A 26,010-nucleotide genomic window follows, 5' to 3' on the forward strand; every position below is an offset into this window, starting at 1 on the left:
CCGCTGACCAACATGCGCCATCACCGCTGATGGATCGCCGCGATGTACCGCACCTTTGTTGCTGCATTGCTCTGCGCCCTCTTCGTCGTTCCGATCGCTTCGGCGCGTGGCCTCACCCCTGACCTCTCCACTCAGCTCGACGCCCAGCTGCAGGCCAACCGCGACCGCTACGGCATCGCCGGCCAAGCGGTACTGGTCGCACACAACGGCCAGGTGCTCTACCAGGGCGCCAGCGGTGAACGTGATCCCGCTGCCCATGCCCCTGCCACCGTCGAGACCATCTTCGCCGCGCAGTCGATGGCCAAGCTGCTGACCAGCACGCTGGTGATGCAACTGGTCGATCAGGGCAAGGTGGATCTGGATGCGCCGGCCAGCCGCTACGTGCCGGGCCTGCCGATTGCATGGCAGGCGATCCACGTGCGTGATTTCCTCAACCACAGCTCCGGCATCGGCGAGTACTACGACCGGGTGGATAACCGCTGGGTGAGCAAGGGCTACCCCGGTGTAGCGCCTGGCCTTGCCGCTGCGCTGAAAGTCGCCGGCGCGGCACCGATGCAGTTCGCCACCGGCAGCCGCATGCAGTACACCCAGGCCAACTACCTGGTACTGACAGCGCTGCTGGAAGCACACTACCGCACGCCCTACCCGGCCATCGCGCGCGAACGCATCCTGCAGCCATTGAAGATGACCAGCACGTCATGGGGCATCGCCAACGTGCCGGTCGAGCGCGCGGCGGTGCCGTACATCGGCAAGGATGGCGCGTTGCAACCGGCCAATGAAGATCCCTGGCCCAACTACGGCTGGGGGCATGCCGACCTGCAGACCACCGTGGGCGACATGAACCGTTTCCTGCAGGCGCTGGCGACCGGCAAGCTGGTGCGCACGGCGACCCTGGAAAAACTCTGGCAGCCGCAGAAGCTGAGCGGTGGCGGCAGCAACTTCTTCTCCACCGGCTGGGACACCACCCGCAGCGACGGCTACACCCAGGTCGGCCACGATGGTGGCACCCGTGTACGTGCGCGATTGGCCTACAAGGGCACGCTGGCCAGCGGCTACTGGGTGTTCGTGTACCTGACCAATGGCAGCGCCCGCAATGTCTGGTCCAGCACGCTGGTGGAGAGCACGATGGCGGTGGTTGCGCCCGGGGAGTTTCCGCATGCGGTGTTGTCCGAGCGGCTGATCGGCTATGCGCTGGATGACAGCACCGATGCGAAACCGCAGATGCGTAGCTGGCTGCGCGACAGCAATGGCGTTCCCACCGGCGAACTGGAGCGTGCGATCAACGGTGATGGCTATGCCATCCGCGAGAGTCTTGGTGCCAACAAGGCACTGAAAGTGTTCGCGCTCAACGCCGAGCTGTATCCGGATTCGGCCAACGCGTGGGACAGCCTGGCCGGGTGCCATGCGGCATTGGGCGATAGGGAAGCGGCTGATCGGCTGTACGCGAAGGCCAAGAAGCTGGCGAAACCCTCGCCATAAACCCTGCTGTAGCGCCGAGCCCATGCTCGGCTGCTCTTCGTTGCGATGGCAGACAACCCGCGCTGCGCGCGATTAGCCGAGCGTGGGCTCGGCTCTACAGGAACACGGCGGGCGGCCATACGCCGCCGGCGGGTGACGCGGCGCTGCCGACCTGTTAACTTGCGCGCCACTTTCGTGGTTTACAGCATTCCCGCATGTCGCTTCCGTCGTACCGCCCTCACCCGTCGCTGCTGTTCCTGGCCGTTTCCCTTGGCCTCGCCTCCGCCGCCGCTGCAGCCCCGCAGGCCACCACGCTGGATGCCGTACAGGTCACCGCCGCCGGTACCAGCGCGCAGGCGCGCGAAGCGCTGAAGCGCATCCCCGGCGCCAGCAACGTCATCGACGTGGCCAAGGCCGACAGCCGACTATCCACCAGCGCCGATGTGCTGGCCTACCAGCCGGGTATCAGCGCGCAGTCGCCGGGTAATGAGGGCACCAAGATCTCGATCCGTGGCTCGGGCATCAACCGGGGCCCGGGCGCGCACGCCTCGGGCATTGCGGTGTCGATCGACGGCCTGCCACTGACCGGCCCGGGCGGCACGCCCTACGAGCTGCTGGAACCGCTGTGGCTGTCGCGCGTGGAAGTGCTGCGCGGCGCCAACGGCTTCGAGCGTGGCGCGCTGGCGCTGGGCGGTGCCATCGACTACGTCAGCCGCAGCGGTCGTGATTCGGCGGGCGTGCAGCTGCACTACGAAGCCGGCAGCCGTGGCTACCAGAAGCGCGGCATCAGCTGGGGCGGCGTCAGTGGTGATGTCGACTACTTCCTGGCCTACACCGATACCGAATTCGACGGTTACCAGCGTCATTCGCGCGGCGACGGCAAGGGTGCGATGGCCAACATCGGTTGGCAGATCACGCCCGACCTGCAGACACGCTTCTTCGTGCGCTACCGCGAAACAAATCACGAAACACCCGGTCGCCTGACCCGCGACCAGATCCGCAACGATCCGCACGCCGCGAACGCGGCCAACCTGGCCATCGATGCGCGCCGCCCGCAGCCGGGCAGTACCTGGGTGGGTAACGTCACCACGCTGCAGATCGATGAGGATTCCTCGCTGCAGGCCGGGCTGGTCTACCACACCTACCCGATGGACTTGAACGAGAGCCTGTACCGGCAGCAGCTGGACTACGCCAACCTCAACGCCACGCTGGACTACCGCCATCGCCACCAGCTGTTCGGCCTGGACAGCGAAACCACGGTCGGCCTGCGCGTCACCCACGATCTGGACGCCGATGTGCGCGAGTCGCTGCGCTTTGCCAGCAACGGCTTCGCTGCCGGCACGCGCACGCGTGACTTCCGCCACCACGGCACCGACAGCACGCTGCACGTCAGCAATACCCTCGCCTTCAATGACCGCCTGCGCATGCAGGCCGGGCTGGCACTGATCAACACCCGTCGCGATGTGCAGGTGACCTGGCCGAGCAGCGGTGGCCGCCTGCGCGACCACGACTGGGACCATGCGCCGCGACTGGGCTTCACCTGGCAGCACAGCGCCCAGACCCAGTGGTTCGGCAACCTCAGCCGCTCGGTGGAGGCGCCGCACCCGTGGTCGATGATCTGGGGCTCGAACCAGTACTTCGGGCCAGGCAATGGCCCGTCTACCGGCCGCCAGCGCGCTCCGGTGCCGATGCAGAACCAGACCGCCACCACGCTGGAACTGGGCGCGCGCGGTGACGCGGCGCTGGGCCGCTGGGAACTGACCGGCTACTACGCGCACGTGAACCACGAACTGCTGAGCGTTGAACTGCAACCGGTGCCGAACCTGTTCATCGCCGAGAACAACGCCAGCCCCACCGTTCACCGCGGCATCGAGGCCGGACTGGACAGCACGCTGTGGCAGGCTGCACCGGGCCGGCTGTCGCTGCGCCAGGCCTATACCTTCAGCGATTTCCGCTACCGCCACGACACGCGTTTCGGCAGCAACCGCCTGCCCGGCCTGCCGCGCCACGCCTACCAGGCCGAGCTGCGCTTCGATCATGCGTCCGGCCTGTACGCTGCGCTCAATACCGAATACGCCTCGCGCATCGCCGTCGACTACGCCAACAGCTACTGGGCCGACAGCCATGTGATCTTCGGCAGCCGCATCGGCTACGACGCACCCGGTGGCCGCTGGCAGGCCTGGGTGGAGATGCGCAACCTCGGCAACCGCCACTACGCCGCTACGGTCACGCCGGGTTACGACGACGCCGGCAAGGATGTCGCGCGCTCGACCCCGGGCGAAGGTCGTGGCGTCTATGCGGGCATGCGCTGGCGCTTTGACTGATTGCCGCAGGCGGCGCCGGGTGTGATCCGGCGCCGCCGTTCCAGTGTCAGCCGATACGCCAGGCCGGCAGGCGCTCGCTGCGCTTCCAGATGGAAGGCGCCAAGCCGATCAGCACCAGTGCCGCCAACCACTTCGGCGAGGTACTGAGCAGTGTCGAGGTGAGCGAGCCATCGACGGGGGCGGCCATTTCCTGCCACGGGTTGTAGCCCAGGTAGACGACGCTGCCAGCCCACCACAGCAACGCCAGACCGACACCCACCAGCAGCAGGGCCAGCGTGCGGCAGGTCCAGCGCTGCGAGGTAGTGCCCCATTCCCGCGACGCCGCGGTCAGCAGGCCCACCACCAGCAGCGACACCAGTGCCACCAGGCCGATATCGACCTTGGTTCCAATGCGCTCATAGGTACAGGCGCGGCACTGCGCCTCTTCCTCGGCGGTGGCGGCTTCGGCGCCATCGGCCTGCCCGGCTGCGGGCTGCGCCAGTGCTGCAAACGGCAACAACGCCGCCAGCAGCGTCACCATGATCCAACGAAACAACGTCCTGTTCCTGCGTGCAGCGACATCCATGCGCTCTTCCTCGTCAGTGGTTGTGTGTCCCAGTGGGCGTTCGGCCATCCAGCGCCCCTGTTTCAGATGCAGTACGACAAGCTCCCGATAGGTGACACCGCCGGGACACGAATCCCGGCCGACCGCGATCATAGCCCACTGTTCAGTGCAGCTGAAAACGGGGCGGGTCCAGGCGATATGAAGGAGCCAACCGCACTCCCCCCCTGATGACCTGCAGCAGATGGCTCGCACCCGGCACGCATTCCTGCGCGAGCCAGCCCAGTACGGCGAAAAACAGCAGCAGGCCGAGCAGCGGCCAGATCGTATGCGACACGCATACCCGCCACCATCCCTGTTCCTGCATGCCCTGCATGCGAGGCGATGGGCTGCCACCGCCCACATCCTGCGACAGTCCCTCCAGTACGTTGCCCAGCGCCAGCGGATCCAGATCCACACCAGCAGCAGGAACACGCCATAGGCCAGCAACACAGCCATCGGGTAGCGAAGCAACATCGCGTCGATGCCGGCCAGGCGCAGCAGGTACGAGGCAAGGAATCCGGCCGCACCGGTCAGGGAGACGATCAGCGCCATCTGCAGGCGTGGCCAACCCCGCTGCTGCAGGTACCGGCGCGCACGCACGACTTCGCTGCCGTGGTTTACGGGCAATTTCAGTGGACTGCGTGAAAAATGGCGCGAGCGCTTCATGCCGCCGCGAGGGGGCGGGAGGCAGCGCGGCAAGGGACCTCGGGAACCTGATACTGCATGCGGACATCCTTGCCGGGCACGCGTAGGCGGTGGTGGACGGATTCCAGCGCGATGGGCCGTGGGTCCATCACCCACAGGCCGCACTGGCGCCGGCCTTGTACCCGCGCGCCGGCGGCTGGATCATGACTTTCCGCTACGAAAAAGTATGCTCTACGGCATGCACGTCTCCCAGCTCACCCGCTCCACCGCCCTCGTGATGTTCGTTCCGATGATTGGCCTCGCCGGTTGGGGTTCGTGGTTTGGTAGCCGCTGCATCAGCGATGGCTGCCTCGGCGTCCTGGTGGCATGGCTTGCCGCCGTGGCCACCTTTGCGGTGCAGGCGTTGCTGGTGCTCCCGACGCATGCCTGGGCCCTCAAGCGGCAGGGATCCCCCGCCTCCCGCAGCTACCTGCGTTGGTTGGGCGCGTCGGCCATCGCTGCCTTCCTGCCCATCGGGCTCGGCTGGGGCTATCTGATGATCTTCCGATGACCTGCTGCGCGTCTCACGCACGCGGATAGCCGGATCAAGGACGCGCGGCCGCCTTCAGCAACTGCGCTGCCACCTGGTCGAACGGGGCGATGTCCTGCAGTGCGCGGCACATCGCAACCGCACCCTCCACACTCGCGATCACCAGGCTGGCCAGCTCGTTCGCAGCCGACTGTTCGTGGCCGTCGGCAATGAAGGCTGCGGCGAGATGCCCCTGCCAGCGCGCGAACACTTCGGCAGCGGCAACACGTGGCTGGCTGGGCACGGCCTCCACCGGCTCTTCCACTGCCGCGGCCAGCACCGGACAGCCCGCGCGGAACCCGGAACGCAGCAAGCGCTCACGCCACATCGCCAGGAACTGCTGCAGGCCCTGCACCGCCCCCCCCTTCAGCAGCTCCACCAGCAGCGCTTCTACCTTGTCGCCAGCCATGTGGGTGGCGCGCGCCAGCAACTCCTGTTTGCCGCCGGGAAAGTGGTGATAGGTGGAGCCCAGCGGTGCCTCGGCCAGCTTGGTCACCTCACGGATGCTGGTGGCATTGAGACCCACGCGCGCCAGCATCTGTGCCGCAGCATCAATCACGCGTTGTGGCGCATCAGAGGGACGCGGGCTCACGGCGGGCTCCTTGCTAAGACAGTCGTCATAGATTAGCGTACCGGCGATTCTATAACAGTCGTCATAACCATGAATCTCTGGTTCCGCCTGCTCCACCTGCTGCTGTACAGCCTGTTCCGGCCGAAGCTGGAGGCCCCGTTCGGGGTCTCGCGGCTGCAGTTCCGGGTGCTGCCCAACGATCTGGACAGCAACCTGCACATGACCAACGGTCGCTACTGGAACATCTTCGACCTGGGCCGGCTGGACCTGATCCTGCGCATGGGCCTGGGCCGGGTGGCGCTGCGCGAGAAGTGGGCACCGATCGTAGGCGCCGGCACCATCCAGTTCCGCCGCGAGCTGAAGCCGTTCCAGCGCTTCACCCTGGAAACGCGCCTGGTGGGCTGGGTCGGCTCGCGCGGCATCATGGAGCAGCGCGTGCTGATCGGCGCCGAGCAGAAGATCGCCACGCGCGCGCTGCTGGTCACCGGCATCTACGACCGGCGTGCGCGGCAGTTCCTGGGCATGCCGAAGATGATGGAAGCGATCGGCGTGGTCGCCCCGCCGTCGCCGCCGCTCAGTGCGGCCGCCGAAGCGTTGCTGGCCGCCGATGCGGCGTTGAAGCAGGACGACGCCTGAGCTTCAGGGGGCCGCCACCGGCACCGCGTGCGGTTCGCGCGACACGACCTGGGTGCGCCCTCCCACGTGCAGCACGTACTCGAAGGACTGCCGCATGCGGCTGTATGCGCCGCCATCCGGCACGCCGTAGTTGGCACCCACGCTGAGGGTATGCCGGCCCGGCGGCAACGGCTTGAGCATTACCCAATAGCCGTCGGCGGCGGCCAGCCGAGAGTGTTCGTCGCCAGCATCCATGCGGAAGCAGCCTTCACTGCGGACCCGATGCCTGCGCATGTCGCCCAGCGGTTGGCCGTCCAGCAGCACCACCGCGCTGATCAGGTAATCGTTGTTGACCGCCGCCCCCGCCTGCAGCTCCTTGCAGGACACAGCCTCATCCATCTGGTAGTGCGCCATGTTGATGATCGGCAGCAACAGGTACTTGCCAGCCGGCACCACGCATTCGCGATGTGGCCGGAAACGGCCATTGGTGCCGGCCAGGTTCCAGACCGGGCCTTCCTGGCCCAGATCACACACACGGCCATCCGGGTCGAGATAGGGCGCGCCGCCCTGGGCGTCGGCCCAGCGCCACCAGCGGGCGGTCCATTCGGCCAACGAAACGCCGCCCACCGGTTCACGCGTCAGCGGCGAAGGCACCGCCGTGTCTGCACTGAACGCCGGCACGGCGGCCAGCAGCAAGGCCATCGTTGCGCCACTGCGGCAAAGCCATCCCTGGATTCCCTTCCGCATCACCCACCCCATCGTCCCTGGCGGCCACGCGGCGTGGCCAGCTTCGGCGCCACTGTACCTTGGCGGGCTGGATCCTGTGCAGTGCGGGTACTGTGCCTACTCCAGCGCCATTGCGCGCTTGACCGCCGCCTCGGCCAACGGCGCCATCACCGCATAGCCCTTCGCGGTGGGATGCACGCCGTCGTCGGCCAGCTGCGGATCCAGCCCTCCGGCGGCATTGGCCATCGGCGTGTAGTAGTCCAGATAGACCAGCTGCTTCGCATCGGCATAGCGCTTCAATGCCGCGTTCAATGCGCGCACCTTGGGCGCAGGTGCCGTGCCCGGCAACCACGGGTAATCGCTGACCGGCAGCACCGATGCCAGCACCACGGCAATGCCATGTGCACGAGCCAGGTCCACCATCGCGTGCAGGTTGTCTTCGATCATCGCCTGCGTGGACGGGCCGGTGTTGCCGGCGATGTCGTTGGTGCCAGCCAGGATCACCACCACCCGCGGCTTGAGTGCCAGCACGTCCTGCGGGAAACGCACCAGCATCTGCGCCGTGGTCTGGCCGCTGATCCCGCGATTGAGCCAACCCTTGCCGGGAAAGAACGTCGCGCTGCCCTCCCTGCCCCAGCCTTCGGTGATCGAGTCACCGAAGAGCACCACGCGTGGTTGCCCCGGTACGGCGGCAGGCAGTCGCGCGTTGGCATCGCGGTAACGCTGCAGTTCCGGCCAATCGGCCAGGCGCTGCTGCATGAAGCGCACCTCGTCCGGGCGCAGTCGCTCGACAGGTTCCACCAACAACGGGTTGACGGCGGGCACGTCGGCCGCCATCCCATGGGCGCTCATCGCGCTACCGAGGGCAACCGCGGCCAGGCCAGCGGACAAGGAACGCATGGGGTCTCTCCGTTGAATGTCTGCGCCAGTCTAGCGCGCGGCCCCGCGCTCAGCGTGCCGCCGACCGCGCCGCCACGCCGGTCACCTTGGCCGGCATCCACATGCCTGGCGTCCAGCCACTGGCGGCCAGGATCGCCTTCGGGTTGTCCTGCTGGATCAGCGCACGCACCGCGTCACGCTTGTCCTCGGCCTGCAGGTAATAGGCCTTGGCGATGCGATAGCCCACCCAGTAGCCCAGATCATAGGGTTCCTGCGAACCGGGCCTGTAGTTGTACAGCCACGGCGACAGATCGGTGCTGTCCACATCCAGTGCGAAGGCGCTTTCGATATGTACTTCCCGGCCACGGGTCCAGGCCGCGTGGCGACCGTTGCCGACATTGCCGGAAATCAGCTCGCCGATGAACTCGGCGATGCCTTCGCCCAGTGAAACACGCAGCACCGTCGCATGCGAGTCGCCCGGCTCGACGTCGGTCAGGCCGGTCTGCTGGATGTGCACGTACTCGTGCGCGATCACGTGCACGAAGCGGTCCTGCACATTGGGATTCATGAAATCGGCTGCGCACAGCGCTTCCAGGCCGATGATCACCCCGCTCTTGGAGGTCAACCCGACCGGTCGGCCGCGGCCGACCGCGATGGTCACCGGCGGAAACGCGGCCTGCGGATAGATCGCCTGCAGGTTGCCGAACACCTGCACCAGGCGCTGCTTCACCGCCGGCAGCTCTGCAAGGCAACCGCGTCCCTGCGCATACACCCCGGGCTGGCTGGCAATGGCCTCGGCCATACGCTCGGGCGTGACCCGGCGCGCCTTCGCCAGTTCACCCAGGCCCGGACTGCCTTCGGCCAGGTAACCGGCCAGCTGGGCGATGCTGGGCTTGCCGCCGGTGCTGTCGTAGAGCGCGTAGAAGCGGCTGGCATCGGTGGTGAGGATCTGCGGCCCCGGCGGGGTTCCCGCCGACGCCACGCCGACCGCCCCGGCACAGGCCAGGGCAATCAGGCAACGCAGGAAACTGGACATCGCTCCGTCCTTGGTGGAGTGCATGCGAAGCGCGCAATCTATCACTCCGCCCCGGCCACCGCAGCGGGCACATGCAGGCCCTTCGGGGCTGTGCCAGACTCACTCAGGCACCTGCCATGGATGATGGAGCACCGCACGATGATGATCGTTCCCGCGTACTGGGCCGAAGCCCGCCTGCAGGCCCGTTTCCGTGGCCGGCCGATGGTCGTGCGCCGCTTCGGCTGGTCCGACGAGGGGCCTGCCCACGCCCAGGCCCACGCCGACGCACGTGCCCATGAAGCCCTCAACGCCATCATCGCCGGGCAGGTGCTGCCGCGTCGCGAAGTGCGCAGCAACTACGGTGTGGAGGGCGTGCCGATCCGCGAGCAGATCGTACAGCGCGATGGCGATGTCATCATCACCCGCAACAGCTATGGCGCGCTGTGCCTCAACAGCCCCGACGTGCTGTTCGCCGACATCGACCATGCGCAGCCACCGGCTGGATGCGTGATACCGGCCATCGTCGCTGCGCTCGTGTTGCTTGCCGGCGCCGTCATCGGCACCGTGCTCTGGCATTGGCTGGTGGGCCTGGTACTGGGCGTGGCGGCAGTGCTGCTGGTCAACGCGGCACTGCTGATGCGGCGGAAGCAGCGCCTGGCCGCTGCCGGCGGTGCTGAAGGGCTTGCGCTGAAGCGCGTGGACGCCTTCAGCGAGCAGCATCCCGATTGGCATCTGCGCGTCTACCGCACCCCGGCGGGGCTGCGCGTGCTGGCGATGCATGCCACGTTCTCACCCGAGGACGAGCAGCTCCAGGCATTCTTCAAGGCACTGGGCACCGACACCCTGTACGCGCGCATGTGCCGGCTGCAGCATTGCTTCCGTGCCCGACTGACACCGAAGCCGTGGCGCGTCGGCCTGCGTTATCGCATCAGGCCACCGGTGGCTGCGTGGTCAGCCGAACAGGCCAACAACCCGGACCGGTTGGCCTGGATTGCCGATTACGAAAAGAAGAGTGCCGGCTTCGCCGCCTGCGCCTACCTGCGCAGCTTCGGTGATACCACCCGGGTGCATGCCAAGGCCGAGCATGTGCGTGACCTGCATGACCGGCTGTCACGCGCGCAGGATCGCCTACCGCTGGCGTGAGAGTGGCAGACGCTCAATCAGCGCCCTGCACGAACGGCTGCCCTGCCAAGGTAGTGCCCAACTGCACCGCGATCTGCTGCCCGCCCTTCTCGAAGGTTGTCGCGCACTGCTTTCCGCCCTTCTGGCATCCGACTTCCGGAAAGCCCTCAAGTGACTCGGGGGCGCCCTGTGCCGGACTCGCCTGCCAACCTGCCGCATCCAGCAGGCGCTTGGCCTTGGCATAGGGCATGCCGGCGACGATGCCCAATTGCGTCAGCTCAGCAGGAAACGACTGGGCATGGGCCGTTGAAACCAGGGCCAACGACAACGTTGCAGCAAGAAGAATGGCTTTCATCGCAGTGACCTGAAACGAGCTATCAAGTTCAGCCTAGATCATTTGCGTGGCGTGCGAATGTGCCGGTAACACGTCGTTACCGAGTCTCCACAGTTGATTGCAGGGCATGTGCGATTGATCACATGGCGGAATCCCTGCCCCTGGCGCCACAGTCCAGCGACTCCATCGCGAGATCCCTGCGCAGCCGGTCATGCAACCAGCGAGTCTGGAAACGCCTGCGTGAGTCTTCCCCTTCCGGCAGCAGGGCAATCACCGCTTCGCTCAGTTCCGGGTGCCACTGCTCCTGCGCGTTGTCCAGGTCCTGCTGCTCGAAGACCACCGAGGGCAGGCGTTTCCAGGGCAGCATCATTACCTTCTGTGAGGTCGACACCAGCACCACATCCGGACGCCCCGGCCGGCTCACGACAACCGTCATCATCGGCACATCATCGGTCCAGAGCCCGGAGAAATGCCGGTCGACACGCGACTGCAGGCTCCGTCCGGACAGCGCCTTGCGCGCCCACGCGCGCTGCTGTGCGAACGAACAGGCATCCGTGTCCAAGCTGTGCAGCCCCGGGTCCAGGGACAGTATTTCGGCGCGATCCAGCCGCGAAGCGATCCGCTGCACCGCGGCCGCCCTGGTCAGCGGGGCGGTCTGCAGCGCGGTGTCGAGCGCCGCCATGGCGCCAAACGGCAGCAGCTCCGGCAATCGCGCCTTGCCGTCGGGCGTCTCCACCACCTGCACGCGGGTGGTCAGGCCATAGGCATCGCGCCGGATCACCCAGTGCTCTGATACCGAGCCCCAGCCGTACCAGTCGTATCTCACATCGACGCTCATCTGTGGCTGTGCCGCCATCGCCGCAGACGATGCGCACACCGCTGTCAGTCCCAACAACCAAATCTTCATGGAGCTGCCTTGCCTCTGGGGTTCCGACGAGCGGCAGCCGAGCATGGGCTCGGCTCTACAGAATGCAGGAAGGCCGCTCTGAGGCGGCCTTCCTGTTCCTTCACTTGGCGTTCTTCACGTAGGTATCGAACCAGTTCAGCATTTCCGCCACCAACTGTTCGTTCGATTCCAGCGCGGTGTACCAGTGGGGCTCGTTCGGCAGCATCACCAGCCGGGTGGTGCCGCCGTTGCCGCGGATCGCCTGGTACAGCTTGCGCGACTGGAACGGCTCGGTGCCCGGGTTGGCGTCGTCCTCGCCGTGGACCAGCAGCAGCGGCAGCTTGATCTTGTCGGCATAGAAGAACGGCGAGGCCTTCAGGTACACGTCCTGCGCCTGCCACACCGAGCGACGCTCGTTCTGGAAGCCGAACGGGGTAAAGGTCTTGTTGTACGAACCGCTGGTCGCCACGCCGGCCTTGAACAACCTGGTGTGCGCGATCAGGTTGGCGGTCATCAGGCCGCCGTGGCTGTGGCCGGTCACGCCGATGCGGTTGCGGTCAACCACGCCCATGTCCACGGCCTTGTCCACCGCCGCCTTGGCGTCGGCTTCCAGCTGCTCCAGGTAGGTGTCGTAGGCGTTCTTCGGATCGCCCACGATCGGGAACGAGGCGTTGTCGATGATCGCGTAGCCGGCCAGCAGCATCAGGCGGTACGGCTGCAGGCGGGTGAAGGTCTGCTGCGAACCGGACACCTGCCCCGCCTGCGCGGCGTTGGCGAAGTCGGCCGGATAGGCGTACAGGATCGCCGGCACGCGCTGGCCTTCCTTGTAGCCCGGCGGCGTGTACAGGGTGAACGACAGGTCCACGCCGTCGGCGCGCTTGTAGGTCACCAGCTGCTTCTTGATCTGGCGCACTTCCGGTGTCGGGTCGACCAGCTTGGTCAGTGCGGTCGCGGTGGACACGAACTGCGCCTCGCCGGCCTTCGCATCAGCCACCGCCTCACCCTGCTGGCGGACGAAGGCATTCGGCGGATCGATCACCGACTGATGCCAGGTCAGGTAGCGGCCCGGCGTGTTGCTGAAACCGAGGAACTGTTCGTAGGCGTCTGCACTGCTGCGGAACAGGCGCTCGCTCTTCAACGTGGCCAGGTCGAGGCGGTCGAGGAACGGACGGTCGCCCTGCGGCGAGGCACCGCGGCCGCTGAGGAACACATGGTTGCCCTCACGGCGCACCACCTGCGCGCCATTCGGCAGGCGGGTGAAGACCAGATTGCCAGGGTTGCCGTACAGCTCATCGCTGGACATGTCCCACAGCAGGCGGCCTTCCTTCTTCGGCTGGTCCACATCCACGATGCGGGTCTGCATCCAGTGACGATTCTCGTCGTTCTCGTACTGGAAGGCCACGGCCGGATCGGCGGTCCACGCGAAGCCTTCGAAGCGCTGCGCGGTGCGGGTGATTTCGGTCGGCTTGCCGTTGAACGGCGCCTTCAGCATCAGCACGCGATCGCGATGCGGCACGTTGACCTTCCAGTCGCCCTTGTCCAGCGCTTCGGCGTAGACCAGGGTAGCCGGATCGGTGGCGCGCCAGTCGAAACCGCGCGGGCCTTCCGGCACGCCGTGCACCGGCACGCGGTCGGCCAGCGGGAGGCTGGCGATCGGCGTGCTGCGGCCACTGCTGATATCCAGCACGGCCACGTCGTTGGCGAAACGCTGGTAGGTCACCGCGTGCGAATACGGTGCCTTGATCGATTCAGTCAGCACGTGCACGCCATCGGGCGCGGCGCTGACTTCGTTGAACAGTGCCGGCTGCCCGACCGGGCGCACGCTGCCTGCGGCGGTATCTACCACGGCCAACTGCGAGGCACCGTAGTAAGCGAACAGCTTTTCGTCGTGCACGCTGGTCAGCGTGTCGCGGGCCTCATAGGTGCTGCTCTCGCCACTGCTGCCCAGCGACTCCTGTGCATCCGGGCCGGTCGGTACGCCGCCGTTGGACGGTGCCGGGCCCTGGTTGGCCGGTACCAGTTTCACCAGCAGATTCTGGCTGCCGCCCAGCCACTGCACGGTGTAGCCGAAGATCGGGTTCAGCTGCACGTTCGGCACCTGCTTCACCTGCCCGGTGGCCGCATCGCCCACCCACAGCTGCACGCTGGTATCGACCGCATTCTGGAAGGCGAAATGGCTGCCATCGGCCGACCACAGCGCGCCGGTGGCACAGCCCTGCGGCAGGTTGACCTTGGTCTCCTTGCCGCTGCCGATGTCGACCAGGGTGAAGTCGGCCACGCAGGCCGGAATGCCGTAGCCACCGGGCGTGTCATGGCGGCTGCGGTTCTTCGGCTCCAGGCGCACGCCGGCCAGCTTCAGATAGGGCTGGGCGACGCGGCTGATCGAGGGATAGGTCTGCGCGGTGGTCAGCAGCAGGCGCTGGCCGCCCGGGGCCACGTTCGGCGCCGGCGGTGGCGGTGCCTTCAGCACCTTGAGCAGGTGTTCCGGCGGCTTGGCGTAGTCGGCCAAGGCCGGGCCAGCGGCCAACAGGCCGACGGTGGCAACGGCAACAGCCGCCGCCAGAGAGGTTCGACGGATCAGCATCCTTATCCCCTGGGTGTGAATGGGTACCCGGAATCGGGCATGGACCCGAATCTAGCACCGCAGGGGATGGGGTGAATGGGCCGGAAGGGCTAGAGGCCGGATGGGGCAAAGTGGGACACGCCCGGAGAGGCCGGCGATGGACCGGCATCTGCCAGGCGTGGTCTGTCGTCACTGCTGGGCGTGCAGGTCCCAGGCGGTCAGGTAATCGGGGTCGACCACGATCATGCCACTGTTCCGCATGCGGTATTCGCCTGGCTCGGCCCGCTGGTACTGGTCGAGCATGGGCGGCAGGTAGCGCTCATGGCCATCGTCTTCGTCGGCCAGCACCACGCCTTCGTCGGCGCTGATGCGCAGCACGGTGCCCGCGTACTGCTCCAGACCCTGCACTTGGCCGTCGCCACCATAGCGGGTGACACCCACCAGCACGACCTTGCCGATCATTTCCTCGGCCTTGGCATCATCCAGTGGGGGCAGCATGGCATTGAATTCGTCGTTCATCGGTGCACCTCCAAAGCCTGTGGGGATAGCGTGGGTTCGGCGGTCCCACGCTGCCAGCGTCGACGGCAACGCAGGAATCTCTCTCGGGGCGCAAGTAGCTGGATCGCAGGCCCGACCGGGCAACGCGGGGTGCGATGGGTGAAAGGTGTCTGGAACTTGGCTGGAACTGCGGCGGATGGCCATCTGCGCCGATGGCGGGACCGTGTCAGGTCAAGATCAACACCACGCGTTGCGTTGCATACACGGTGAAGCGTGACAGCTGCACTGTAGCGGCATGAGCGCCTCCTGTTGAAGGTCACACGCGGGTGCGTTGCTCCGTTGGAACGAATGCTGCCACTCCACGCGGAAGGAACAAGTGAAGATTGCAGGCGACCTGCAACAAGCGGTTCGCGCGGTACCCGTTCATTAAGCTGGCGCCCCGCTCTGCTGCGGCACGCCTGCCCTGGCAGGACGCTAGAATGCGTCCATGCGCACCGTACATGCCCTCCGCTACATCACCCCGTTACGGGAAGGCGGCTCCCTGCCCGCCGTGGTCGAGACCGACGACGACGGCATGGCCGTGCTGAAATTCCGTGGAGCCGGCCAAGGCCCGAAGGCGTTGATCGCCGAGCTGATCGCCGGCGAGATGGCACGCACGCTGGGCCTGCCGATTCCGGAAATCCTGTTCGTCGAGCTGGACCGCGAGTTCGCCCGCACCGAGCCCGACCCGGAAATCCAGGAGCTGATCCGCGCCAGCGAGGGCCTGAACCTGGGCCTGGACTATCTGCCCGGTGCAATCAATTACGACCCGGCCGCGATGCCTGTGGATGCCGAGCTGGCCTCGCGCATCGTCTGGTTCGATGCATTCACCAGCAACGTCGATCGCACCACCCGCAACCCCAACCTGATGGTATGGCATCGCAAGCTGTACCTGATCGACCACGGTGCGGCCATGTACTTCCACCACGACTGGGCCAGCGCCGGCGATGCCTGCGAGAAGCCGTTCGTACTGATCCGCGACCACGTGCTGCTGTCGTTCGCCAGCCGCATTGCCGAGGTGGACGCAGAACTGGCTGCGTGCCTGACCGATGCCGAAATCGAGCGCATCGTTGGCCTGGTGCCGGACAGCTGGCTGGTGGACGAACCGGCGTTCGACAGCCCACAGGCCTATCGCCAGGGCTATATCGACTATCTCAAGCACCGCCTGAAAGTGCGTGCGGTGTTCGTGCAGGAGGCCATCCGTGCCCACGCTGCACACGTATGACTATGCGGTCATCCGCGTCGTGCCGCGGGTGGAACGCGAGGAATTCATCAACGTCGGGGTGATCGTCTCCTGCCCTGGCGCGCGCCATCTGGAGGCGGCCATCGAAATCGATCCTGAGCGCCTGCGTGCCTTCGCGCCGGCGCTGGACCAGGACGCGCTGCAGCCATGGCTGGATGCAATCGTGGCCATCTGCCGTGGCGACGCCAGCGCCGGACCCATCGCAAAGCTGCCCGCGCGCGCCCGCTTTCATTTCCTCACCGCCAAGCGCAGCTCGGTTGTACAGATGTCGAGCACGCATGTCGGCCGCACTGCGGACCCGGCGGGTGTGGTGGAACACTTGATGACGAAGATGGTGCGGGTACCGGAATGAACGGCACCTGCCGCGTTCACAGTGGCAACCTTCGCGCGATGTAGTTGACCACATTACCGATCACATCCGGATCGACATTGGCCAGGCCAACGATCACGTAGCCCTGCGCCGGCAGCACCACGATGGCACTGTTCGATCCGGGCGCACCGCCTTCGTGGCCGTACTGATGCTCCCTGCCCTCGCCCTGAACCACGAAACCAAAGCCATACCAGCCCTTGTGGTTCTGCGCCGTAGTGGCCTGCTGCAGCAATGCAGGTGAAACCAGCTTCCCGCCTTGCAGTGCCTCGGCGAATTTCACCATATCGGCCACTGTGCTGTAGCCACCACCGGCCGACATGCCGCGCCAGGGCAGCGACTTCGTTTCACGGACCCATTGCCCATCGTGCTTCGTGTAAGCGACGGCACGCTTTGGAACGCTCGCTGTTTCCGGCTCGAAGCCGGTGCCGTTCATGCCCGCCGGGTGCAGGACGTGCTCCTCCACATATGCGTAGTACGACCGCCCCGATACCGCCTCGACGATGCGTCCCAATACGATGAAGCCATAGTTGGAGTAGCTGTCCTGGCTGCCTGGCGTGAACTGCGGCGCATCCCTGGCGAACCGCTGCACGTAGTCATCCAGCGTCTTCAGGGACGCGGAATACTGTTCGAAACCATCGCCAAAGAAGTCCCCCAGGCCACTGGTGTGTGACAGCAACTCGCGCACGGTCACGCTGCTGGCGACAGCCTTGTTCGGATAGTCCGGCAAGTGCTTGCCGATCGTGTCATCGAGACTGAGCCTGCCATCCTGCACCAGCTGCAGGATGGCCACGGCGGTGAACATCTTGTTGGAGGACGCAAGGCGGAACTGCGTCTCCACGCCCACTGCAATTCCAGTGCTGCGATCGGCATCACCACCGCGCCAGTCCAGCAGCACCTTCCCATTCTGTGCCACCTGCAACGCGCCCGACAGCGCGTCCTGTGCCCGCAGCGCCTCCAGCTTTGCTGTGACGTCGGCCATCAGGGCAGGCAATGCAACCCGTGCCGGCTTGTGCTTGTCCGGCGTTTCAGTGCCCTCGATCTGGAACTGCATCAGGTGCGACGGATTGGCCGGGTCCATGACGGCGGTCACCCACATCGCGCGTTCGTTCATCTGGCCCATCACCAGAAGCTTCGCTTGGCCGGGTGCACTCTCGGTTGATTCGAGTACGCGCAAGGGGCCTGTGCTTTCGCGGAACTCGAGATAGTCCTTGGGACCGCTGCCTTGCTTCTTCGCGTATCTATCGGCGAATGCCTGCAACCCCTCGAGGCTGCCCGCATTGAAGGCCGCAAGCCAGTCACCGATGGCGTCCTGCGCACGCGGATGTGCACGCACGCTGGAGGCGGCGCCCACTGCCGGAACAGCCCAAAGCGTCATCAGCACCGAACAGGCCAGTACTTTGCAGAGCAGCAGGCATCCAACAGCCTTCATGGCAGTTCCTTTGCGGGTATCCCTGGGCGCATCCTAGATCATGGAACCGCCCGCTGCATCCATGCCAGGGACCCTGCCGCAGCACCTCAGCCGTGACGATGAACGCCTCGATGCGATGCCAATCGCCCCGCTCATGCGGCAGCGATTCCACGCCCATGCCGATCTGGTACCTCACCGCATCCGGGCCGTCGCGCCAGTAGTACGGCGCGCCATTGCTCCAGCCGCAACAGGCGTAGCGCAATGCAGGCATGGCAAAGGTCTCGCGCAGATAGGCTTCCACCTTCACTGCCTGGGTACCTGGAACGCGGTAGTGGGCCTGCATGGGTTTGATGCAGGACGCGTCGTCCTGGCTGCAGCCGCTGTATTCCAGTCCCGCAGGCTTCCGGCCCATCGCCTGCAGGAAATCCTGGCATTCGATATCCGGTCGCGCCAGGCCATCCGCATGCCCCTGCGCTTCCCATGCGGCCAGCGCCTGCGCAGGCGTCTGCTGCGCAATCACGTTGGCGGCGAACAGCAAGGCCGCCAGCCCCAGCAGCAAGCGCGCGCTACGCAGCGGCAACCGGCCAATCGTCTCAGGGCGATCCTTCGCAGGCAGTCACAGGAATGCCAACCGATGCCGTGCTATCGCCGTGCCATCGTCTGCTCGCTGAAGCGTGCCACGCAGAAGTCCAGGAAACTGCGCAGCTTGGGCGTCAGCAGGCGGTCGCGCGGGTACACCAGGTTGATCCACGTCGATACCGGCACGTAGTCCGGCAGCACTTCCACCAGTTCACCACGCGCCAGCGCGGCGGCAAGCATTTCATGGGGCTGCAGGATCAACCCCAGCCCTCCGACTGCCGCGGTCAGCAGCGGCTCGGCCTGGTTGACCATGAAGCGGCTGGACACCGGCACGCTCAGCACGCTGCCGTCAGCATCGCGGAAGCTCCAGCGCGTGCGGATGATCGAATGCGCGAAGCCCAGGCACTCGTGCCGACTCAGATCGGCCGGATGGACAATGGCCGGGCGCGATGCGAGGTACGCCGGCGATGCACACAGCACCAGCGGATACGGCCCCAGCCGTCGCGCCACCAGCCCACTGTCGGCCAGATCACCGGTGCGGAACACAAGATCAAAGCCGTCCTCGACGATGTCCACCAGGCTGTTGGACAGGTTCAGATCAACCTGCACGTCCGGGTACTGCTGCAGGTAGGCCACCACCGCCGGCCCCAGTGCATGCACGCCGAAGGTGACCGGTGCGCTGACGCGCAGGCGCCCCATCGGCCGCCCGCGCGCTACTTCGGCCAGCTGCTCGGCGCCTTCCACCTCCTCCAGGATCACCCGCGCACGCGCCAGATAGGCCTGGCCGAAGTCGGTCAGGCTCTGCTTGCGCGTGGTGCGGTTGAGCAGGCGCACGCCCAGGTGTTGTTCCAGCGACTGCACGTGTTTGCCGACCAGCTGCGGCGACAGGCCCAGCGCGTCGGCGGCAGCGGCGAAGGAGCCAACCTCGGCCACTTTGACGAAGGTCCGCAGGGGAGCGATCAGGTCCATTGCAAACAATTGGTTTTCAATGAAACGCCAGATTACCCCTTATTCTGGAGGCAGGCCACGCGCACAGTAGCCTCCACCTTTCCGCCGGCCCCAGCGCCGGCCTTGCCCAGGAGCCCCCCATGAGCCAGGTTGTCCGCATCCACGAATATGGCAGCGCCGATGTGCTGCGCATCGACGACATCGATGTTCCCGCCCCCGCAGCCGACGAGGTCCAGATCCGGGTCAAGGCCATCGGCCTGAACCGTGCCGAGGTGATGTTCCGCAACGGCGCCTATCTGCAGGAGGCGCAGTTCCCCAGCCGGCTGGGCTATGAAGCGGCCGGCATGGTCGAGGCGGTCGGCAGTGCGGTGAGCGGATTCACTGCTGGCGATGCGGTGAGCGTGGTGCCGCCGCTGGACATCGCCCGCTGGGGCACCTACGGCGAGCTGGCCAACGTGCCGGCACGACTGGTGGTCAAGCACCCGCAGGCGCTGGGCTTCGAAACGGCGGCTGCGGTGTGGATGCAGTACGTCACCGCCTGGGGCGCACTGTTGGAGCAGGCGCAGCTGGCCGCCGGGGATTCCGTCATCATCACCGCTGCCAGCAGCAGCGTCGGCCTGGCCGCGATCCAGATCGCCAATGCAGTGGGTGCCACGCCGATTGCGGTGACCCGTGGCCCGGGCAAGCGCCAGGCCTTGCTCGATGCCGGTGCCGCCCATGTCATCGCCACCCAGGAACAGGACCTGGCAGCCGAAGTGGCGCGCATCACCGGCGGTGCCGGCGCCCGCGTGGTGTTCGACCCGATCGGTGGCCCGCAGTTCGTGCCGCTGACCGAGGCAATGGCCCGTGGCGGCATCCTGCTGGAATACGGCGCGCTGAGCAGCGAACCCACCCCGTTCCCGTTGTTCAACGTGCTGGGCAAGTCGCTGACGCTGAAGGGCTACCTGTACTCGGAAATCGTCTCCGACGATGCCGCGCTGGCACGTGCCAAAGCGTTCATCGTCGACGGCCTGGACAAGGGCACGCTGGCGCCGAAGATCGCGAAGGTGTTCCCCTTCGCACAGATCCAGGACGCCCACCGCTACCTGGAATCGAACGAACAGATCGGCAAAGTGGTGGTGACGCTGTAAACACCCTGCCGGCAGCGACGGACCCACTGCGGGCACGTCGCTGCCGCAGGCTCAGGCCATTGAAGGCCCGCGGTTCTCATGCTGGCGGCTTTCGAGGGTGAGCTGGTGCTCGCGCTGCCGGTTGTCACCGGCCAGATCATTCACCGTTTCCTCCATCGAGCGCGCCGGCTGTGCCGTATCCACACTGGCGCGCTCACCGGGAATCAACCCGGCAACCCACAGGCGATCTCCGGCCATCATCACCCGGTCGACGCGCGCGGCATCATCGATGCCGTTGCGCTTGGACTCCAGCACTGCCTGCATGACGTGCTCGTCGCCGATGGTGCCAGGTACCCCCTGGCGGATGCGCTCGAACAGCGCGGCGTCCCTGGGCGACAGCGATTCCATGCCATTGGGCTGCGGTGCGGGCTCCGGCGCGGCCGGACCAGCGACCGGTGCATTCGCCGCTGCCTGCTGCCGCGCCTGCACCTGCTCCGGCTGGAACTCCGCCCGCGTATAGGGCGGACGCTGCGGCGGCCAGTTCTCCGCGCGGTCGAACTCGGTGGTCGGCGCATGCTCGCGAGCGACGGCGGCATCGTTCAACTGCCGGCGCGCATCCGTGTCGATGACGCCGCCGGGGCGCAGCGGCAGGCCATAGTCCTGCTGGAAGTTGCGCATGGCCGCCTGCATGCCGGCATCAAACGTGCGCGCATCGCGCTCGGCACGTGGGTTCGGTTCGGTCAGGTACCCCAACGCCTCCAGCTGCCGGCGCATTTCGAACACCGGCTCGCCCTTCTCACCGGGGCCCAGGTTGCCGTCGGCCAGCGGCCCGGTCAGGTCGGTCACCGTCCGGCGCTTGAAGTCCGGATCGACCGCCAGCGTGTCGCTGCGCATGCGTTCCAGCAGCGCAGCGTCGATGCGGCCATTGGCCGGGCTGATACCCCGCTCGGTCTGGAAGCGGCGCACGGCCTGCTCGGTGGAGGCGCCGAAATCACCGTCGGGCTTGATCGCGGCATTGGCGTTGTTGCGGACGTCCAAGCGCTGCAGGTACTGCTGCGCTTCCAGCACGTGCTGGTTGGCGTCACCCCGGTGCAGGTCCATCGCCCCGGTGGGCGTCTGGGGGGTCGGCACCGGCATCTGGAAGCCTGGTTGCTGCACACGCTGGACCAGGCCGGCAACCTGGGATTCCCATTCAGTGGCCCGTGTGGCGATGGCGTCTGGATAGGGACTGCCGTTGTTCAGCTCACCGCCATTGACCGAGGCCCGCGCCTGCCGGTAGTCGGCATGGTTGGCGTTGACGTTGTCGGACAGCCGCGCACCAAACAGGCCGTCGCGCATCCCCACCACCAGCACCTTGGTGGCGATGTCTGCCTGGGCAGCCCGTTCCGGATGCTCGACCAGCTCGCGGCCGATCCCCAGCGCCTCGCCCAGCCGCTCGTAGTTGTTGACGTGGGTGAGGTGGGCAAAGCCCCGGCCGAAGTACTCCTCGCCGCCGAAGTAGCGCAGATCCACCGCCTGCTTCCTGCCCCAGTCTTCCTCGGGCGCGGCGAAATCACGCGATTCGTGCTGCGCCGTGGCCAGCACATAGGCAATCTGCCGATGGTCGGTAATGCCGTTGTCGATGCAGGTACGCACGATCATCTCGACCGACTGGTCCCGGGTCAGGCCGAAGCCCGACCCACCTTTTCCATAGCCTTCGCTCATCCTTCAGCTCTCCAGTTCCGGAACGCATCCATTCGTCGGGGGAAGACCTACTTCAGCAGGTCCGGTTCGGTCGGGGCCTCGCCCCTGCAGGTGTCATAGCGGCGCTGCAGCAACGTGCGCGTGCCGGTTCCGCGCAGCTGGATGACCTTGTCCTCGCGCTCGCACGGGCTGACCTTCGCGCGAAGCACGAACCGCCCATTGTCGATATGGTCGATGTCGCGCCCACCGATGGCCGCTTCCAACGCCTTGGCGCGCACATAGCGGTTGCGCTTGGCATCGAACAGGTAGAACGCATGCACCGGAACGTTGTAGACACCGCTGTTGTCCTGCCACACCTGCAGGTCCGGCACGCCATCACCATTGAAATCCGAAACGGTCAGCAGCACGGCGGTCGCACCCTGGGCACCGGTGCCGGCGCGGGTCAGGCGCGGCTGCACGTCCGTGACCACCACGTTGCGCCCACCACGGGTCACGCCCATGCTCCGCACCTGGCAGGTCGTCACGTTGTCGGTGCCGCTGCAATCGGTCACCTGGAAGACCACCTGCAGTGCCGGTGTGAGCCTGCCCTCGCCGGGCCGCAGGACGATCCTGCCCTGCTTGTCGGGCGCGGCATCGGCGGCATGCACAGCGGCCTGCGCCGGCGCCGGGGCCGCCTTGGCTTCCGCCACCAGCGCCGCCGCACCGCCGCCCTGCAACTGGCGGGCACGCAGCAGGGTCATGTGCGTGCGGCACTGCTGTGAATCCAGCTGGGCAACGGCCGTGCTGCCTTCCGGGCACCGGTTGTCGCGCTGGCGCAGCCATTGCCGCTGCAGATCGCGCAGCACCTGCTGATCACGGGCGGTCAGTGTGGAGCGCGCCGCGCTGTAGGCGGCATTGAGTGCATCGTCGTGCACCTTGAGTTCAGCGTCGGCACAACGGCGACGGGCGTCCAGCGCGGTGCCTGCGGCCGCCATGCAAGGCGCATGAGCGGGGCTCAGAGAGCGCGCATCGCCTGCGATCAGTTCGGCACCGCTGGGCACCTTGCGTGCCGCGGGCTGGGGCGACGCCTGCGCGCTTGTCCACAGGCAAGGGCCAAGCAGAAGCAGTCCTGCCAGCAACCGGGTGGCACGCCCCGGCAGGCGTTCGGAGTTCAGCATGCGTTTCCTTCCCTGGGGGCGTTGGCCGGCCCCGTCCTGTTCCGATGATGGATGCTGCCCGGTCGCCAGCGCAACTTCAGCGACCAGCGGTCACAGCCCGTAGGCCGCACTCAGGCCGGCAGCGCTATTTCGGCAGTGCGTAGGCCATCACGTAATCGCCATTCGGGGTTTCCATGAAATGGTGGCCGCCAGCCATGATCACCACGTACTGGCGCCCGCCCTGCGCGTACACCATCGGATTGGCCTGGCCACCCGCGGGCAGCTTGGCATGCCACAGCTCCTTGCCGGTCTTCAGGTCGATGGCGCGCAGCAGGTCGTCGGTGGCGGCGGCGATGAAGATCAGGCCGCTGGCGGTGACTACCGAACCGCCATTGTTCGGCGTGCCGATCTCGATGGGCAGGCCCGAACGGATGCCGAATGGTCCGTTGCCGCGCGCACTGCCGAACGGACGGTCCCACAGCAGCTTGCCGGTGCGCAGGTCGATGGCCCGGATGCCGCCATAGGGTGGCTGCTTGCACAGCAGACCAGTGAACGGCAGGCGCCAACCGGCGTTCACCTGGATGGCGTAGGGCGTGCCCACCTGTGGGTCGCCCGCGCCTTCGGCGCCGCCCTTGTCGAACCGGACCTTCTCGCGTGGCAGCCAGCCCAGCCTGTCGGCCTCGGCGCGTGGCACCAGCCGGTTGTAGTTGGGCATGTCGTTGTAGTTGGCCACGATCACGCCGCGGCGTGTATCGATGGACACACTTCCCCAATCCGAACCGCCGTTGTAGCCGGGATATTCGATGGAATGGCGATCACTGCTCGGCGGGGTGTAGAAGCCTTCGTAGTACGCCTTGCGGAACTGGATGCGGCAGATCAGCTGGTCGACCGGGGTGATGCCCCACATGTCGCGCTCGGTCAGGTCATGCTGCCGGCGCAGCGTGTGATACAGCGAGAACAGCTGCGTGGGTGAGCGTTGTTCCGGTTCGACACCGCCGACCGGCACCCTGCGCTCTTCGGCGGCGGTCAGCAGCTGGCCGTTGCGGCGGTCAAGGATGTAGAGATCACCCTGCTTGGTCGGCAGCAGGAGCGCTGGCACCTTGCCTGCCGCCGTCGGATAATCGATCAGGCTGGCCTGCGAACCCAGGTCGTAGTCCCACACATCCTTGCGCACCGCCTGGAAATGCCAGGCCGGCTTGCCGGTGGCCACATTGATCGCCACCAGCGACGTCGCGTAGCGGTTCTGGTTTTCCGTGCGTGAGCCACTCCAGTAATCGCCAGCGGAATTGCCCAGCGGCAGATAGACCAGCCCCAGCGCCTCATCACCGGTCGCGGTGGTCCACATGTTCGGCGTGCCGCGCGTGTAGGTCTGCTCATGCGGCGGCAGGCCGCTGCGTTCGGGCTGGTCCATGTCCCACGCCCAGCGCAGCTTGCCGGTGATCGCATCGTAGGCCTGGATCACGCCCGACGGCGCGTCGCGGCGCTGACCATCCAGCACCTGGTGGCCGGTGACGATCACCCCGCGCACGATGGCCGGTGGCGAGGTGATCGACACATAGCCCGGTGGCACCTCGCCCATGCCCAGAGTGATGTCGACCTGGCCGTTGTTGCCGAAATTCGCACAGGGGCGGCCACTGTCGGCATCCACCGCGATGATGCGCCCGTCCAGCGTGCCCTCGATGATGCGCGCCCAGCATGCCGGACGACTGCCCGGTGCAGCGCTGCGGGTGGCACTGGGCGGCGGTTCCGGCAACGCCAGATCAGCAGCGGCATCGGCCAATGCGGCATCGGCGAGGATCGGCGTGGCCGGTTGCTCGTAATAACTCACGCCACGGCAGGCGGCGGTGTATGGAATCGAAGCGTCCTTTACCTTCGGATCGAACCGCCACACTTCCTTGCCGCTGGCCGCATCCAGTGCGATCAGGCGGTTGCGAGCGGTGCACAGGTACAGACGGTCGCCGATCTTCAGTGGCGTGGTTTCCGCACCCCAGCGCTTCTTCGGCATATCGCCGGTGCGGAACTGCCAGGCCAGCTGCAGCGTGGCCACGTTGGCCGGGGTGATCTGCTGCAGCGGCGAATAGCGGGTGGCGGCATTGCTGCGCCCCCACGCCGGCCAGTCCCCTTCGGCAGGCTGGTCGGCCGGCTGCAGGCCGGTGGTGTCGCGGGTCGGTTCCAGCCCGACGCTGGCCGCGCCTTCCGGGAACGGCTGGTGCCCGTCCACTTCGCCGTGCGGCGCGAACGCCAATCCGAAGGCAGCGACGAACACCAGCATCAGCACGCCGGCCACGCTGCGCGACAGGCGCCTGGAAACCGGTTGGTGGAGGGTGGGCGCCAGCAGCGCCAGCACGATGCCAAGCGCGGTCACCAGGCCGAGCCGCGGTACCCAGCGCCAGTAGTCGCTGCCCGACTCCCACCAGGTCCACAACAGCGTACCGGCGAACACCAGCGCATACAGCAGCGCGCCGCTGCGGCGATTGCCGAACAACAGGAGGCCACTGGCCAGCAGGCCGGCCCCGGCGATGGCGTAGTACGCCGAGCCGCCCAGGCTGAGCAGCCATGCGCCGAGCCCGCCGATGACCAGGCCGAGCAGGACCAGCAGCAGCGACAGCACGGTAACGAGAGGATGCCGGGAGGCGCGGACGGGAGCAGGAGCGGACGGCGGCGTGGCGGACATCGTCGATCTCCGGGGGCAGCATGCGCCGTTATCC

At 66.6% G+C, this 26,010-nt stretch carries 24 protein-coding genes; 8 read left to right on the forward strand and 16 right to left on the reverse strand.

Annotation, left to right across the window (positions count from 1 at the left end):
* Nucleotides 1–42 precede the first annotated feature (42 nt).
* Together ACT6SE_RS13265 and ACT6SE_RS13270 are read left to right on the forward strand one after the other, a co-directional pair.
* Nucleotides 43–1,479, forward strand: coding sequence for a serine hydrolase domain-containing protein (locus ACT6SE_RS13265; RefSeq protein WP_046431466.1), 1,437 nt, complete (start codon nucleotides 43–45; stop codon nucleotides 1,477–1,479).
* A gap of 194 nt (nucleotides 1,480–1,673) precedes the next feature.
* Nucleotides 1,674–3,782 carry a TonB-dependent receptor family protein gene (locus tag ACT6SE_RS13270; protein ID WP_046431468.1) on the forward strand — a complete coding sequence of 703 codons (2,109 nt, stop codon included), beginning with the start codon at nucleotides 1,674–1,676 and terminating at the stop codon, nucleotides 3,780–3,782.
* A gap of 46 nt (nucleotides 3,783–3,828) precedes the next feature.
* Here the strand turns inward: ACT6SE_RS13270 and ACT6SE_RS13275 are convergent, their stop codons facing one another.
* On the reverse strand, nucleotides 3,829–4,347 hold the full coding sequence (locus ACT6SE_RS13275) for a hypothetical protein (protein WP_046431472.1): 519 nt from the start codon (nucleotides 4,345–4,347) through the stop codon (nucleotides 3,829–3,831).
* Between the two features lie 142 nt (nucleotides 4,348–4,489).
* Complete coding sequence (locus ACT6SE_RS13280) at nucleotides 4,490–4,780, reverse strand: hypothetical protein (protein ID WP_414616828.1); 291 nt, start codon at nucleotides 4,778–4,780, stop codon at nucleotides 4,490–4,492.
* A 456-nt stretch (nucleotides 4,781–5,236) separates the two neighbouring features.
* On the opposite strand from ACT6SE_RS13280, the gene ACT6SE_RS13285 reads away from it, so the two are divergent.
* Nucleotides 5,237–5,560, forward strand: a complete 324-nt coding sequence (locus tag ACT6SE_RS13285) for a hypothetical protein (protein ID WP_014647632.1) — start codon at nucleotides 5,237–5,239, stop codon at nucleotides 5,558–5,560.
* Between the two features lie 34 nt (nucleotides 5,561–5,594).
* Here the strand turns inward: ACT6SE_RS13285 and ACT6SE_RS13290 are convergent, their stop codons facing one another.
* Nucleotides 5,595–6,170 carry a TetR/AcrR family transcriptional regulator gene (locus ACT6SE_RS13290; protein ID WP_046431475.1) on the reverse strand — a complete coding sequence of 192 codons (576 nt, stop codon included), beginning with the start codon at nucleotides 6,168–6,170 and terminating at the stop codon, nucleotides 5,595–5,597.
* A gap of 69 nt (nucleotides 6,171–6,239) precedes the next feature.
* Here ACT6SE_RS13290 and ACT6SE_RS13295 point away from each other — a divergent pair, with 69 nt between their 5' ends.
* Complete coding sequence (locus tag ACT6SE_RS13295) at nucleotides 6,240–6,785, forward strand: thioesterase family protein (protein WP_046431478.1); 546 nt, start codon at nucleotides 6,240–6,242, stop codon at nucleotides 6,783–6,785.
* A gap of 3 nt (nucleotides 6,786–6,788) precedes the next feature.
* Here ACT6SE_RS13295 and ACT6SE_RS13300 read toward each other — a convergent pair whose 3' ends face one another.
* From ACT6SE_RS13300 to ACT6SE_RS13310, 3 genes are all read right to left on the reverse strand, one after another.
* Nucleotides 6,789–7,466, reverse strand: a complete 678-nt coding sequence (locus ACT6SE_RS13300) for a hypothetical protein (protein WP_046431481.1) — start codon at nucleotides 7,464–7,466, stop codon at nucleotides 6,789–6,791.
* Nucleotides 7,467–7,607: 141 nt separating this feature from the next.
* Nucleotides 7,608–8,390 carry an SGNH/GDSL hydrolase family protein gene (locus ACT6SE_RS13305; protein ID WP_014647636.1) on the reverse strand — a complete coding sequence of 261 codons (783 nt, stop codon included), beginning with the start codon at nucleotides 8,388–8,390 and terminating at the stop codon, nucleotides 7,608–7,610.
* Nucleotides 8,391–8,439: 49 nt separating this feature from the next.
* Nucleotides 8,440–9,405 carry a DUF2268 domain-containing putative Zn-dependent protease gene (locus ACT6SE_RS13310; protein ID WP_046431484.1) on the reverse strand — a complete coding sequence of 322 codons (966 nt, stop codon included), beginning with the start codon at nucleotides 9,403–9,405 and terminating at the stop codon, nucleotides 8,440–8,442.
* A 138-nt stretch (nucleotides 9,406–9,543) separates the two neighbouring features.
* Between ACT6SE_RS13310 and ACT6SE_RS13315 the strand changes: the two genes are divergently transcribed.
* Nucleotides 9,544–10,527: a membrane protein gene (locus ACT6SE_RS13315; protein ID WP_049420803.1), complete on the forward strand. Its 984-nt coding sequence runs from the start codon at nucleotides 9,544–9,546 to the stop codon at nucleotides 10,525–10,527.
* Between the two features lie 13 nt (nucleotides 10,528–10,540).
* On the opposite strand, the gene ACT6SE_RS13320 is transcribed toward ACT6SE_RS13315, so the two are convergent.
* From ACT6SE_RS13320 to ACT6SE_RS13335, 4 genes are all read right to left on the reverse strand, one after another.
* Nucleotides 10,541–10,861 carry a hypothetical protein gene (locus ACT6SE_RS13320; RefSeq protein WP_041863592.1) on the reverse strand — a complete coding sequence of 107 codons (321 nt, stop codon included), beginning with the start codon at nucleotides 10,859–10,861 and terminating at the stop codon, nucleotides 10,541–10,543.
* Between the two features lie 118 nt (nucleotides 10,862–10,979).
* Nucleotides 10,980–11,747 (reverse strand): hypothetical protein, encoded by a 768-nt coding sequence (locus ACT6SE_RS13325; protein ID WP_046431487.1) that lies wholly within the window; start codon nucleotides 11,745–11,747, stop codon nucleotides 10,980–10,982.
* A 100-nt stretch (nucleotides 11,748–11,847) separates the two neighbouring features.
* The gene (locus ACT6SE_RS13330; protein ID WP_046431490.1) at nucleotides 11,848–14,310 is read right to left on the reverse strand and encodes a S9 family peptidase; all 2,463 of its coding nucleotides are present in this window, start codon (nucleotides 14,308–14,310) and stop codon (nucleotides 11,848–11,850) included.
* Between the two features lie 168 nt (nucleotides 14,311–14,478).
* Entirely contained in the window at nucleotides 14,479–14,808 is a 330-nt protein-coding gene (locus ACT6SE_RS13335) for a hypothetical protein (RefSeq protein ID WP_014647641.1), read from the reverse strand.
* Between the two features lie 466 nt (nucleotides 14,809–15,274).
* Between ACT6SE_RS13335 and ACT6SE_RS13340 the strand changes: the two genes are divergently transcribed.
* Nucleotides 15,275–16,051 (forward strand): HipA family kinase, encoded by a 777-nt coding sequence (locus ACT6SE_RS13340; protein ID WP_046431494.1) that lies wholly within the window; start codon nucleotides 15,275–15,277, stop codon nucleotides 16,049–16,051.
* On the forward strand, nucleotides 16,029–16,421 hold the full coding sequence (locus ACT6SE_RS13345) for a DUF3037 domain-containing protein (protein ID WP_014647643.1): 393 nt from the start codon (nucleotides 16,029–16,031) through the stop codon (nucleotides 16,419–16,421). Before ACT6SE_RS13340 ends, ACT6SE_RS13345 begins: the two co-directional genes overlap by 23 nt.
* Nucleotides 16,422–16,437: 16 nt before the next feature.
* On the opposite strand, the gene ACT6SE_RS13350 is transcribed toward ACT6SE_RS13345, so the two are convergent.
* From ACT6SE_RS13350 to ACT6SE_RS13360, 3 genes are all read right to left on the reverse strand, one after another.
* The gene (locus ACT6SE_RS13350) at nucleotides 16,438–17,814 is read right to left on the reverse strand and encodes a serine hydrolase domain-containing protein (RefSeq protein WP_235319616.1); all 1,377 of its coding nucleotides are present in this window, start codon (nucleotides 17,812–17,814) and stop codon (nucleotides 16,438–16,440) included.
* Nucleotides 17,735–18,406: a DUF4952 domain-containing protein gene (locus tag ACT6SE_RS13355; protein ID WP_230548518.1), complete on the reverse strand. Its 672-nt coding sequence runs from the start codon at nucleotides 18,404–18,406 to the stop codon at nucleotides 17,735–17,737. Before ACT6SE_RS13355 ends, ACT6SE_RS13350 begins: the two co-directional genes overlap by 80 nt.
* Nucleotides 18,407–18,489: 83 nt before the next feature.
* Nucleotides 18,490–19,395 (reverse strand): LysR family transcriptional regulator, encoded by a 906-nt coding sequence (locus tag ACT6SE_RS13360; protein WP_046431500.1) that lies wholly within the window; start codon nucleotides 19,393–19,395, stop codon nucleotides 18,490–18,492.
* A gap of 119 nt (nucleotides 19,396–19,514) precedes the next feature.
* On the opposite strand from ACT6SE_RS13360, the gene ACT6SE_RS13365 reads away from it, so the two are divergent.
* On the forward strand, nucleotides 19,515–20,504 hold the full coding sequence (locus tag ACT6SE_RS13365) for a zinc-dependent alcohol dehydrogenase family protein (RefSeq protein ID WP_046431502.1): 990 nt from the start codon (nucleotides 19,515–19,517) through the stop codon (nucleotides 20,502–20,504).
* A gap of 51 nt (nucleotides 20,505–20,555) precedes the next feature.
* Here ACT6SE_RS13365 and ACT6SE_RS13370 read toward each other — a convergent pair whose 3' ends face one another.
* From ACT6SE_RS13370 to ACT6SE_RS13380, 3 genes are all read right to left on the reverse strand, one after another.
* Nucleotides 20,556–22,187, reverse strand: a complete 1,632-nt coding sequence (locus tag ACT6SE_RS13370) for a peptidoglycan-binding domain-containing protein (protein ID WP_046431503.1) — start codon at nucleotides 22,185–22,187, stop codon at nucleotides 20,556–20,558.
* Nucleotides 22,188–22,234: 47 nt separating this feature from the next.
* Nucleotides 22,235–23,323, reverse strand: a complete 1,089-nt coding sequence (locus ACT6SE_RS13375; RefSeq protein WP_046431505.1) for a lysozyme inhibitor LprI family protein — start codon at nucleotides 23,321–23,323, stop codon at nucleotides 22,235–22,237.
* A 124-nt stretch (nucleotides 23,324–23,447) separates the two neighbouring features.
* On the reverse strand, nucleotides 23,448–25,976 hold the full coding sequence (locus ACT6SE_RS13380; RefSeq protein ID WP_046431508.1) for a membrane-bound PQQ-dependent dehydrogenase, glucose/quinate/shikimate family: 2,529 nt from the start codon (nucleotides 25,974–25,976) through the stop codon (nucleotides 23,448–23,450).
* Between the last annotated feature and the right edge of the window lie 34 nt (nucleotides 25,977–26,010).

It is taken from the genome of Stenotrophomonas sp. LC732 (genome assembly GCF_052446685.1).
GTDB lineage: Bacteria > Pseudomonadota > Gammaproteobacteria > Xanthomonadales > Xanthomonadaceae > Stenotrophomonas > Stenotrophomonas muris.